Annotated in this window: 9 protein-coding genes; 1 reads left to right on the forward strand and 8 read right to left on the reverse strand. The window is 38.5% G+C overall.

Annotated elements, in window-relative coordinates; translation table 11 throughout:
• Positions 1–13: 13 nt before the first annotated feature.
• Together J2X07_RS13060 and hemA are read right to left on the reverse strand one after the other, a co-directional pair.
• Positions 14–832, reverse strand: a complete 819-nt coding sequence (locus tag J2X07_RS13060) for a cytochrome c biogenesis protein (protein WP_310259319.1) — start codon at positions 830–832, stop codon at positions 14–16.
• Between the two features lie 36 nt (positions 833–868).
• Complete coding sequence (hemA, locus tag J2X07_RS13065) at positions 869–2,236, reverse strand: glutamyl-tRNA reductase (protein WP_310259321.1); 1,368 nt, start codon at positions 2,234–2,236, stop codon at positions 869–871.
• 129 nt (positions 2,237–2,365) lie between these two features.
• Between hemA and J2X07_RS13070 the strand changes: the two genes are divergently transcribed.
• The gene (locus J2X07_RS13070; RefSeq protein WP_310259325.1) at positions 2,366–2,947 is read left to right on the forward strand and encodes a LiaI-LiaF-like domain-containing protein; all 582 of its coding nucleotides are present in this window, start codon (positions 2,366–2,368) and stop codon (positions 2,945–2,947) included.
• A gap of 369 nt (positions 2,948–3,316) precedes the next feature.
• On the opposite strand, the gene yihA is transcribed toward J2X07_RS13070, so the two are convergent.
• The 6 genes from yihA to J2X07_RS13100 all read right to left on the reverse strand — a co-directional run bounded on the left by yihA (position 3,317) and on the right by J2X07_RS13100 (position 12,457).
• Positions 3,317–3,913, reverse strand: a complete 597-nt coding sequence (gene yihA / locus J2X07_RS13075; RefSeq protein ID WP_310259329.1) for a ribosome biogenesis GTP-binding protein YihA/YsxC — start codon at positions 3,911–3,913, stop codon at positions 3,317–3,319.
• The gene (lon, locus tag J2X07_RS13080) at positions 3,910–6,228 is read right to left on the reverse strand and encodes an endopeptidase La (RefSeq protein WP_310259332.1); all 2,319 of its coding nucleotides are present in this window, start codon (positions 6,226–6,228) and stop codon (positions 3,910–3,912) included. The genes yihA and lon overlap by 4 nt, the downstream gene beginning before the upstream one ends.
• Positions 6,229–6,384: 156 nt before the next feature.
• Positions 6,385–8,052 carry an ATP-dependent protease LonB gene (lonB, locus tag J2X07_RS13085; protein ID WP_310259335.1) on the reverse strand — a complete coding sequence of 556 codons (1,668 nt, stop codon included), beginning with the start codon at positions 8,050–8,052 and terminating at the stop codon, positions 6,385–6,387.
• 383 nt (positions 8,053–8,435) lie between these two features.
• Positions 8,436–9,707 carry an ATP-dependent protease ATP-binding subunit ClpX gene (gene clpX / locus J2X07_RS13090; RefSeq protein ID WP_310259339.1) on the reverse strand — a complete coding sequence of 424 codons (1,272 nt, stop codon included), beginning with the start codon at positions 9,705–9,707 and terminating at the stop codon, positions 8,436–8,438.
• Positions 9,708–10,041: 334 nt separating this feature from the next.
• Entirely contained in the window at positions 10,042–11,334 is a 1,293-nt protein-coding gene (gene tig / locus J2X07_RS13095) for a trigger factor (RefSeq protein WP_310259342.1), read from the reverse strand.
• A 109-nt stretch (positions 11,335–11,443) separates the two neighbouring features.
• Complete coding sequence (locus tag J2X07_RS13100; protein ID WP_310259345.1) at positions 11,444–12,457, reverse strand: hypothetical protein; 1,014 nt, start codon at positions 12,455–12,457, stop codon at positions 11,444–11,446.
• Between the last annotated feature and the right edge of the window lie 104 nt (positions 12,458–12,561).

Consider the following 12,561-nt stretch of genomic DNA (forward strand, 5'->3'; position numbering starts at 1 on the left):
ATCTCCTATCTCCTTACTTATACCACAGATGAAATTCAGTAAATGTTGTTGCTAAAAAATAGTTGATCAGTACGACCAGAAAAGCGGCTGTATTCCACAGCGCTAACGTTTTCCCTTGAACACCTCTTGCGACTTTCTGATAAAGATAGGTGCTGTATACGATTAGTACAATAAATGAAGAAATCACTTTTATATCGAGCAGTGTGAAATCTTTCACCTTCCAGAATGCCCATACAACACCTAATATTAAACTCAATAACAATAACGGAACACCAATCGTAGTTAGCCTGAATGATAGTTTTTCAAGCTGTGAGAGGCTTCCGAAACGCTGTAATCTCTTGTTCCACTTTTTCCTTTTTAACATGCTGTGCTGCAAAAGATACATGAATGAAAAAATAAAAGACAGTGAAAAGGCTCCGTAAGAAATAAAGGCCATCGTAACATGGATGATTAATAATTCAGAGATCATCTGTTTTTCGATCAATGGGCTGGCATGTCCTGTAGGTGCAAATAAATGGATGGAAACAAGAAGAAACCCTAAAATATTTGTAAAAAACACTAGAAAATCTACTCGAAAAAAGCGGCTCATTACTACCGAAAAAGTAACAAGTATCCATGCATAAAAAAACAAGCCTTCTGAAGGTGTCAAAATAGGAAAACGCTGATCTTTCAGCATCCTTAACACAAAAAAGACCGTTTGTAATATCCAGACAATAGAAAGCAACCAGAAAGCAAATCGGTTCGCTTTCCGGTTGTTTTGAAGAAAATCTATAAAATAGCCTGTGATGCTAAGTGCATATAAGACAATTGTCAGATCATATATCCATTTCATATTTGCTCACACTCCATGAGCTCGAGGGAAACTTTATTATGTTCTTGCTGTATACGGGTTCATTGCTTTATCCGTTAAAGAAATAGTTTCTTTTCTTTGATCAGCAAGTTCTGTTTCCAACTGCTTTTGTTTATCCACAAACTCTTCTAACCCAAATATTTCAGTAAATAATTGGAGCTGCTCTTCAGCATGCGGCTGGCCAGCCATTTCTTTTGCTTTCGTAACAGGCTCACGCAGCAGCTGATTCACAATACTTTTGGTATGTTTACTTAAAATCTTTCTTTCACGGTCCGTAAGATCCGGCATCTTCCGTTCAATACTCTGCATCGTTTCCGCTTGGATCGACAAGGCTTTATCACGAAGTGCTGAAATAAGCGGAACAACTCCAAGCATAGAGATCCATGACTGAAAAGAGACAATTTCAGCTTCAATCATCAACTCAATCTTCTCTGCTTCTTTTTTGCGTTCTGCAAGATTAGATTCTACAATGCCTTCTAGATCATCAATATCATATAAAAAGACGCTGTCTAAGTCATGCAAGGCTGGGTCTAAATCTCTAGGCACAGCAATATCTACCATAAATAACGGAAGACCTTTTCTCTTTTTCACTGCAGGGGCAGCCATTTCTTTTGTAATTACGAAATCACTTGCACCTGTTGAAGAGATAACAATATCTGCTCGAATAAGCAATCGATCTAAATGTTCAAAAGGATGTGCAGTACCATGGAACTTCTCTGCTACTTCTTTCGCTTTTTCAAATGTTCGGTTGATTACAAGCACTTCGTTTCCACCACTAGAGTGAAGATGCTTGGCAGTCAATTCGCCCATTTTACCAGCGCCGACAATTAAGATCGTTTTATTCTGGAGCCCGCCAAAAATCTTCTTAGCCAATTCAACCGCAGCATAGCTTACTGACACTGCATTTTCGCCGATATCCGTTTCAGAATGACATTTTTTCGCAAATGTGACCGCTTGCTTCATTAATTTATTAAATATCGTTCCTGTAGCTGAAAGTTTTTGAGCTTCTAAGAAACTGTCTTTCACTTGACCAAGGATTTGTGTTTCTCCGATTACCATAGAATCTAAACCTGATGAGACACGGAGGAGATGTTCAACGGCAGCTTCTCCGCTCTTTATTGTTAAAAATGGCGAAAGGTCAGCCACTTCTAACCCGAAGTAATCAGCTAAGAAAGACTTAATATAATATCTCCCCGTATGGATCTGATCAGCTACGGCATAAATTTCTGTACGGTTGCACGTTGAAACGATAACACATTCTAATATACTTTTTTGTTTTCGCAGACTAGAGATAGCTTCAGGCATATCAGCAGGCTGGAACGAAACCTTCTCGCGTATTTCTACAGGTGCCGTTTTAAAATTAAGTCCTACCATTAATATATGCATGAGCTCACCTCCCTTTTTCTATGTATAAATATGGTTCTATTATAACATGGACAAAAATACGTTCTGTTTGCATTTTGTGAACAGAATCCAAACGTTTATGCTATGATAGTGTTAATCATTTTATAGGTTTTGGCAGCTGTTTTAGGTTTTCCTAAATCCCAAAACTTAACACCATTATTAAAAATAACAAATTTCGACCAAATTAGCAAAGGGTTAAGCATTATTGGAGGAAATATGAAACAACAGAGCAAATTTAGCGGTATTATTTTACTGGGGATTGGTTTATTTTTTTTCGCCATCAGGATGAACATTGAACCGATTCAGCCCTATTTAACATGGCCCACTTTATTGATCATCATAGGAATCGCATTACTCGTTCAAGCAAATTCCGGAAAAGATTCAGCCAGCCTCTTCTCAGGCGTTTTTCTTACAGGGCTCGGCTTACATTTCCATGCAGCGCCAAAAATAGAAGCCTGGCCAGATCCTTTACAGATGATCACATTACTTACAGGGATTGCATTTTTAGTACAATATAAAAAAGCTAAGGAAGGTCTAATTCCCGGACTTCTTCTGACAGTGTTATCTTTATGGTTTATGTTCTTTAAAACCAATACCCCTTCCATGCAAAATATATTTGCAAATGTGGAGAACTTCTGGCCGATTGTCTTGATGGTACTTGGTGGGTATCTGATCTTTTTTAGAAAAAAATAAAAAGCTTCGTTAATCTTTACTGTTCTTGGAAGTTGTTGATCACCGTTTCAGGGTGCTCGCTTTCCGCGGGGCGTGCGGTGAGCCCACTCGTCGCATTGCGACATTGATTGGTCTCACCTGTCACACTGATCCCGCTGGAGTCTCTCACCTTACACTCCAATCAACCTGTCAATGAAGAGAATTATTAAAATGAACAAGCAATCTATTCGATAAGATCATTTAGAAACTAGTTAAATAAGAAAAAGGGACTGAACTCATTCAAAATCTTTGAATGGTCAGTCCCTTTTTCTTTTATTGAGTAAAGCCTTACTGGATCTGTATATAAAAAAGTACCCCATGTATTATTTATGGGATACCTCTTTGAAAATATTATTTTTCCTTGTTGAAGAGATAGGAGTCAATAACTCTCCACGCTTCTTCTTTTCCATGACCAGTTTCAGAGGAGAAAAGAAGAAGTTTATCGTTAGGATCCATGTTTAACGTTTCTTTGACTACTTTCTTATGTTTATCCCATTTCCCTTTAGGGATCTTATCGCATTTCGTTGCTACGATAATGACAGGAAGTTCATGATACTTAAGCCAGTCGTACATCAAGCAATCATCTTTTGAAGGTGCATGTCTTAGATCTACAAGCTGAACAACCGCTTTGAGCTGGTCCCGTTCAACGAGATATTCCTCGATCATTTTCCCCCATGCTTCTCTTTCCGATTTGGACACTTTTGCGAATCCATAGCCTGGTACATCCACAAAGTGAAACGTGTCATTCAAGATATAAAAATTCAGCGTTTGCGTTTTTCCTGGTTTAGAGGATGTTCTCGCTAAATTCTTACGATGAATCATTTTGTTGATAAAAGAAGATTTCCCGACATTAGACCGTCCTGCTAGGGCAATTTCCGGAAGATTTCCTTCTGGATATTGTTTAGGTCCCACTGCTGATATTACAATCTCAGCTGTATTTATTTTCACTTTTGATCACCTGCTAATGCAACTTTTAACACTTCATCTAAATGGGATACCAAGATAAACGAAAGGCCTTCCTGAACGGTTTCAGGAATTTCTTCAATGTCTTTCTCGTTTTCTTTTGGCAAGATTATTGTTTTTATCCCGGCACGATGAGCGCTTAATGATTTTTCTTTCAAACCGCCAATTGGCAATACGCGGCCTCTTAATGTAATCTCACCTGTCATTCCAACATCACGTCTTACCGGTCTTTTCGTTAAAGCGGAAACAAGCGCAGTCGCGATTGTGATACCGGCTGAAGGACCATCTTTTGGCGTAGCTCCTTCTGGAACGTGAATATGAATATCTGTTTTCTCGTAAAAGTCAGGACTAATGCCTAGGTCTTCTACTTTTGTACGCACATAACTCAATGCAGCTTGTGCAGATTCTTTCATAACGTCACCTAACTTACCTGTCAGGATCAGTTTTCCTTTACCTGGTGATAATGCCACTTCAATTGATAGTGTATCTCCGCCAGCTGTTGTATAAGCAAGACCTGTCGCTGCTCCGATTTGGTCTTCTAGCTCTGCCTGACCATAACGGAAACGAGGTTTGCCTATGAATTCTTCGAGATTTTTCGCTGTAAAGATTACTTTTTTCTTATCTGTTGAGACGATCTGTTTTGCAGCTTTTCTGCATAATCCTGCAATTTGGCGCTCCAGGTTTCGCACGCCAGCTTCCCGAGTATAATTACGAACAAGCTTTAATATGCAATCATCTTTAAACTGGATTTGGCTTTTCTTTAGACCGTGCTCTTTTAACTGCTTTGGAATTAAGTGATTACGTGAAATATGAAGTTTTTCAACCTCTGTATAACCCGCGATTGAAATCACTTCCATTCGATCTAAAAGCGGTCCCGGAATGGTCGAAAGAGAGTTAGCTGTGGTAACAAACATGACTTTGGATAAGTCATAAGGCTCTTCAATATAATGATCGCTAAAGTTGCTGTTTTGTTCAGGATCAAGTACTTCCAGCATGGCCGAGGAAGGATCTCCTCTAAAATCGCTGGACATCTTATCGATCTCATCCAGTAAGAATACAGGGTTCACAGTACCTGCCTTTTTCATCCCTTGAATGAGCCGCCCTGGCATAGCACCTACATAAGTTCTTCTATGGCCTCGAATTTCAGCTTCATCTCTTACTCCGCCTAATGATATTCGAACAAAATTCCTTCCAATTGCACGAGCGATTGAACGTGCAAGGGATGTTTTACCGACACCAGGAGGTCCAACTAAACAAAGAATTGGCCCTTTTAAAGAATTCGTTAATTTTTGAACGGCTAAGTATTCTAATACCCGATCCTTTACTTTCTCAAGTCCATAATGATCTTCATTCAGCACAGTCTCAGCATTCGAAATATCCAAATTATCTACCGTTTCCTGTTTCCACGGCAAATTAACTAACCATTCGATGTAGGTACGAATCACCGAACTTTCCGCAGATGAATTAGGCATCTTTTCATAGCGATCAAGTTCTTTGCGCGCTATCTCCAGGATATTGTCAGGCATATCCGATGCTTCAATCCGATCTTTTAAAGAACTTACTTCCCCTGTCTTTCCCTCTTTATCGCCTAGTTCTTTTTGAATCGCCTTCATTTGTTCACGCAAGTAATATTCTTTTTGCGTTTTTTCCATTGCTTTTTTTACACGCTGACCAATCTTCTTCTCTAGTCCAAGCACTTCTTTTTCATTATTTAAAATGGCAAGAAGATGTTCGAGTCTTTCCTTCACATCAAAGATTTCCAGTATTTCTTGTTTGTCTTTAATCTTTAAGGAAAGATGTGATGAGATCACATCTGCAAGACGGCCTGGTTCTGAGATATCCTGTACAGAAGCCAATGTTTCAGGCGTAACTTTTTTGGACAGATTTATGTATTGTTCAAATTGTGCTAAAACAGCCCGCATTAATGCTTCAGTTTCTGCTTCTTTCTTTTCAACATCATCTTTTAGTTCGATCTCCACTTCAACATGCGTTTTCTCATCTATAAAAGATGTAATTTCGCCGCGCTGAATTCCTTCTACTAAAACGCGTATCGTGCCGTTTGGTAATTTAAGCATTTGATTGACTTTTGACAAGGTCCCTACACTATAAATTTCCTCTTGACCCGGATCTTCAATAGATACCTCTTTTTGAGTCGATAAAAAAATCATTTGATCATCGAGCATTACTTTTTCTAATGCTTGAATTGATTTCTCTCTTCCAACATCCAAATGAAGCACCATTGTCGGATAAACTAATAATCCGCGTAGAGGGAGGAGCGGAAGAACTCTTTTTTCCCCCATTAAAAAACACCTCCGAAACTGCTATGTCATCATAAAATATATGCATAGTCTTTGTACAATTCTACCGATAATGCTAACGTTTGTCTAATGTTAGTTACTTACCCTAACTTTCTTGTTTTAAAAAGCGATAAACAAAAAGAAAACCCCTGCTTCTCCTTATACAGAAGAAGGAGGGGAGTTGATTGCTGCAGAGGCAGGTATTGACTTGTCCTCTACCTCATCTAAAAATACGTATTGAAACACTTCTACAAGCTTTTTCACAGGGATTACTTCAATGTCCGTAATTTCTTCAAAAATCTTTTGGTTGTTTTCAAATGGAATTAAAACGCGTTTTGCACCAGCATCTTTAGCTGCTAATACTTTCGCCATAACACCGCCAACCGGCTTTACTTTCCCGTGAATACTGATCTCACCAGTCATCGCAACTTCGTGATCAACCCGGATTTTATGAATAGCCGAGTAGATGGATGAAGCTATAGCGATTCCCGCTGAAGGTCCGTCTACAGGGCCGCCGCCAGGAAAATTTACATGTATATCATAATTGGATGCGTCAACACCCATATAACGAAGAACCGTTATTACATTTTCAACAGATCCTTTTGCCATACTTTTTCTGCGAATAGATTTAGCTTGGTTGCCGATACTTTCCTCTTCAGCGATTCCTGTTATTGTAATCGTTCCTTGTTTTTTCGCAGGTAGAACAGTTGTTTCAATTTCCAGCAGCGCTCCGCTGGTTGGTCCATAAACAGCTAAGCCGTTCACCAATCCTACTTTCGGCTTGCTGCCGATCTTTCTTTCGGGTCTCGGGGTCATGCGGCTAGAATAGGTAACCCATTCTACGTCTGCTTTTGTAATCGTTTTTCGATCTTCCGTTATTGCCGTCCCTGCTGCAATCTGAATCATATTTACAGCTTCACGGCCATTTTTGGCATATTGAGCCATATATTTTACAGATTCATCATCGATATTAAGCTGAATTTTATCCGCAGCTCTTTTGGCTATCATTTCAACCTCTGCTGGCTGCAATTCTCTAAAAAATACTTCTAGACAACGGGATCGGATAGCAGGAGGTATTTCTTCAGGCATTCTTGTAGTAGCACCAATCATACGAAAATCTGCAGGCAGCCCATTTTGAAAAATATCATGAATATGATGGGGAATATTTGCATTTTCTTCTGAATAATAAGCACTTTCAAGAAACACTTTGCGATCCTCTAACACTTTTAAAAGTTTGTTCATTTGGATAGGATGCAATTCCCCTATTTCGTCTATAAACAAGACGCCGCCATGTGCATTTGTTACTGCACCTTGTTTAGGCTGAGGAATTCCTGCCTGGCCCATCGCTCCTGCTCCTTGGTAAATTGGGTCATGGACTGATCCGATCAAAGGATCCGCGATTCCTCGCTCATCAAATCGTGCTGTTGTAGCATCCAGTTCAACAAAAATAGCTGTTGATCGAAAAGGCGAGGTTCGATTTCTTTTAGCTTCCTCTAAAACAAGCCGCGCTGCAGCTGTTTTACCGACTCCAGGAGGACCGTAAATAATGACATGCTGCGGGTTTGGTCCGCAAAGTGCTGCTTTCAATGCTTTAATGCCATCTTCTTGACCGATGATATCCTCAAATTTTCCGGGACGTACCCGTTCTGATAAAGGTTCTGATAGAGAAATAGAACGCAGTCTTCTTAACTGTTCCATCTCCTTTCTTGATTCTTTATCTACACTCACTTTTTGAGATCGCTGATTTCTAAGCAAGTTCCAAAAATACAACCCGATGACAATCCCAAAAAACAATTGGATGAGTAACGCGATTCCTGTCCAGTTCATGATTTTCCTCCCGGTACTTATGTAGTGATAACCATAGTATCTCCGGGGAGTGGATGACCTAAACGGTTTTTAAGGCGAAAATTCACCATTACTTGAGAAGTTAGCCATAAAAGTCTTTACTTGTATGCCCTAAATAAACGAAATTTTTACCGTTTGTTATTTTTTCCAGAATATATTTGAATGTTTCCATGATTGATGTAACTTTTCACGGGATTACTTTATGTTTTTCCAGGATTACTTTATATTTTTCCAGGATTAATTAAAGTTTTTACTGATTATGAAATGTATGGAATCATATGAAAATGACTTCATTAGTCCTCCAAAGACAAAAAAAGCTGATCCAAAGAGCACTTTACGTGTCTTTAGGATCAGCTCTTTTTAAATTAAGCACTTTCCTTTGGTGTTTCCTTATTTTCGATAACTGTTCCGTCTTCTAGTTCTAACTTTGGAGGAACTTTATCTGAGATTGTTTCTTTTGTGATGATACATTTTACAACATCATCCCGCGAAGGAAGCTCGAACATTACATCCAGCATAACACCTTCAATAATTGAGCGAAGTCCGCGCGCTCCTGTTTTACGTTCTATCGCTTGTGCAGAAATTTCACGAAGCGCTTCATCCGTAAATTCCAATTCAACGCCGTCAATATCTAAAAGCTTTTGATATTGCTTAACAAGAGCATTCTTTGGTTTTGTTAAAATTTCAATCAACGCATCTTCATCTAAAGGATTAAGATTAGAAATTACCGGCAATCGGCCAATAAATTCTGGAATCAATCCAAAACGAAGAAGATCTTCCGGAAGAACTTTTGACAAATATTCTCCAGCTTTCAATTCTGTCTGCTTAGAATCATTGCTGAATCCAATTACTTTTTTACCAAGACGGCGCTTGATAATTTGTTCGATACCATCGAAGGCTCCACCGCAAATAAACAAGATATTGGTTGTGTCGATTTGAATGAACTCTTGATGCGGATGTTTTCTGCCGCCTTGAGGAGGAACACTTGCAACTGTTCCTTCTAAAATTTTCAGAAGGGCTTGCTGCACACCTTCACCAGAAACATCTCTTGTAATGGATGGGTTTTCAGATTTACGTGCAATCTTATCGATCTCATCAATATAGATGATTCCTTTTTCTGCTTTTTCAACATCATAATCAGCAGACTGAATCAGTTTAAGTAAAATATTCTCTACATCTTCACCAACATAACCGGCTTCTGTTAATGAAGTAGCATCAGCAATAGCAAAAGGAACATTTAGTATACGAGCCAACGTCTGAGCAAGTAAAGTTTTACCGCTTCCTGTAGGTCCTATCATGGCAATATTACTTTTCGCCAGCTCTACTTCATCGGATTTTTGAGATGAGTTAATACGTTTGTAATGATTATATACCGCTACAGATAGAGATTTTTTAGCTTGTTCCTGACCGATTACATACTCATCAAGAATTTTACGAATCTCTACCGGTTTCGGTACTTCTTTAAGTTCTACATCCTCTTCCGTACCAAGCTCTTCTTCAACAATTTCCGTACAGAGCTCAATACACTCATCACAAATATATACACCTGGTCCGGCAACCAGTTTTCTTACTTGATCTTGTGTTTTACCACAGAACGAACATTTTAATTGCCCTTTTTCATCATTAAATTTAAACAATGATATCACCCCTAAAACAATAATATGGATGAAACGCTTGACCTGTTTTCAATTTTTAACAAAAATTGAGGTCTTCTATTTTATTTCTACTACTTAAGCATTCCGTTGATTATTATGGATTGTATCACACTTCCCTCATAAAACGGAAATAATAACGCTTATTAATATGTATGGTTTGGTTCTATATAAGTATGAACATTCCTGCCGGTTTTAAAACCTATTATTCAAATAGCAGTATAAATTACCTAGATATTTTTATTATTATGTATTGCAAAACAAGGCACGATAAATAGAAATCGCGCCTTGTCTCATTTATTGACATTCTGTTTGTAGATTAAGCTGTTTTGCTGTTATCAACAAGGAATTCAATCGCTTTACGAACTTTAAGATCTGATGCAACAGCACTATTTCCGCCTTGCATAGCAAGCATTTGCTTGATTTGCTCAACTTCCATTTGGTACATTTCAGCCATTTTGTTAAGTTCAGCATCAATTTCTTCTTCAGAAACTTCGATGTTTTCTGCTTCAACAATTGCTTCGAGCACAAGATTAGTGCGAACGCGCTTATTAGCATCTTCTTTCATTTGTTCACGAAGAGCTTCTTCACTTGTTCCAGAGAATTGGTAATAAAGATCAAGGTTCATACCTTGCATTTGAAGACGTTGGCCAAATTCTTGAATCATGCGGTCAAGCTCAGTGTTAACCATTGCTTCAGGAATTTCAATCTCAGCGTTTTCAGATGCTTTTTCAATTACCGTTTCGCGAGTTGCGTTTTCAGCATCTTGCTTTTTGCTTTCTTCAAGCTTCGTACGCAATTCTTTTTTCAAATCTTCAAGCGTTTCTGCATCGCCTTCAGCTTCTTTAGCGAACTCATCGTTAAGTTCAGGAAGCTGTTTAGATTTGATATCATGAATTGTTACTTTGAACACTGCAGGTTTACCAGCAAGCTCTTCAGCATGGTACTCTTCAGGGAAAGAAACGTTTACTTCTTTTTCCGCTCCAGCTTTTTCACCTACAAGCTGCTCTTCAAATCCAGGAATGAAAGATCCAGATCCGATTTCAAGAGAATAATTCTCAGCTTTTCCGCCTTCGAAAGGTTCTCCATCAACAAATCCTTCAAAATCGATGTTTACAGTGTCGCCGTTTTCAACAGCTCCATCTTCTTTAACAACTAATTCAGCTTGTTGTTCTTGTAAACGAGTAAGCTCGTTTTGAACATCTTCATCAGTTACTTCTGTTTCTACCTTTTCAACTTCAAGGCCTTTGTACTCGCCAAGTTTAACTTCTGGCTTAACGATTACTTTTGCTGTGAAAACAAGGTTGCTTCCTTGTTCCATTTTTTCTACATCAACTTCCGGACGGTCAACAGGCTCGATCCCTGTTTCTTCTATTGCATCTCCGTAAGCTTTTGGAAGAAGAATATCAAGAGCATCTTGATATAGTGACTCTACACCAAAACGTTGTTCAAAAAGTCTGCGCGGCATTTTCCCTTTACGGAATCCTGGTACGTTAACTTGTTTAACAACCTTTTTGAAAGCTTGATCTAGAGCTGTATCTACTTCAGCAGCCTCAACTTCAACAGTTAAGACGCCTTGATTACCTTCTAACTTTTCCCATTTTGCACTCATGAATGTTCCCTCCAACATCGGTATTTCCTATAACTATCATATAGATTACAACCATTCCATTATAGCATAGACATTGCGTATTTCAACAAGTTACATCACTTTCTCGCAATCACTGTAAATAAAAGCGTTCTAAATCAATTAGCAGGTTTACTGCTTTTTGCAGATCGGGGTCTCGCAAGTCATGATCTTCTTCCATACCAGATAATTCAGAAGCGGCTATAATTGAAGCTTCAGTCCAAAGCACTTTATTTTCAGGCTCTGGTAAGAATGGATATAAAGACAAGGTGTAATCTTTCCAAACAGCCAGTGCAATATCAAGTAAAGAAGGATTATCATGTTCCAATTCATCTTGAATGAGTTTCTTTACTTCTATATAAAAAGGCGCTTCGTTCCATTCATTCAGTTCAGAAATCATCACATCTTCAACTTGCCCATTTTTTTCGAGGCGAACAATTTTATCAATATGGTTTTCTTTTAAATATTGCAGAATTAGACTTTTCACAGCAGGATGCTTCGTTTCATCTATTAAAAATGCTTCAAATAACGGAACAGTCAGTTCCGTACCGAGTTTTTTCAGCTGCTGAACTGCCATCCATTGTAAATCAGCTCGATCGCTTGATAACATTTTTTTTAATGAAGAAAAGTCTGGGTTTTCGTAAGCACGATCCTCTTTAGGATATTTTTGAACTTCAGGAACACCCTCCTGCTCAATTACTTTTCTGCTGAACTGGAGAAGCTGAAAAAACGTTTCTGCCCGATCAGCGGGTATTTTCTGTTCTTCTAAAACGGCTTCGATTACTGAAACGACTGTTATGTATTCCGATAGCTGTACAAGTATGCTTAAATAGATCTGCAGAACATCGTAGTACTCTCCAATACCTTCTTTAAGCATTCTGTCACACCGATTTTTGGCTTCTTTTAATCTTCCTAGTTCGACTAAGCTTAAAACAAGACCAAGATTTCCTTGAGAATGCATGGGTTCATTTTGAAGCAATTGCTCAAAACAAGATAAAGCTTCTTCAAAATGTTTGTTTTTTAGTGAATCCATGCCCTTTTCTAGCAACCGACCTGATAGATTTGGAAACCGAATGATATTATTCTTCTTCTCATTTTCGTTTGTCATCACAGCGCTCCGTTTCCCTGTTCTGTTTGAATAAAGAATATCAGTTTCAACAGAGGAACACAAGAATCCTCAAGAGAGATAAAAAAAGACTCATAGAAGATTTC

Source organism: Fictibacillus barbaricus, from assembly GCF_031457135.1.
Taxonomy (GTDB): Bacteria; Bacillota; Bacilli; order Bacillales; family Fictibacillaceae; genus Fictibacillus; species Fictibacillus barbaricus_A.

Coding starts and splice junctions, on each gene's coding strand:
- J2X07_RS13060 (WP_310259319.1), bottom strand. CDS start 832: ATGAAATGGATATATGATCTGACAATTGTCTTATATGCACTTAGCATC.
- hemA (WP_310259321.1), bottom strand. CDS start 2,236: ATGCATATATTAATGGTAGGACTTAATTTTAAAACGGCACCTGTAGAA.
- lon (WP_310259332.1), bottom strand. CDS start 6,228: ATGGGGGAAAAAAGAGTTCTTCCGCTCCTCCCTCTACGCGGATTATTA.
- lonB (WP_310259335.1), bottom strand. CDS start 8,052: ATGAACTGGACAGGAATCGCGTTACTCATCCAATTGTTTTTTGGGATT.
- tig (WP_310259342.1), bottom strand. CDS start 11,334: ATGAGTGCAAAATGGGAAAAGTTAGAAGGTAATCAAGGCGTCTTAACT.
- J2X07_RS13100 (WP_310259345.1), bottom strand. CDS start 12,457: ATGACAAACGAAAATGAGAAGAAGAATAATATCATTCGGTTTCCAAAT.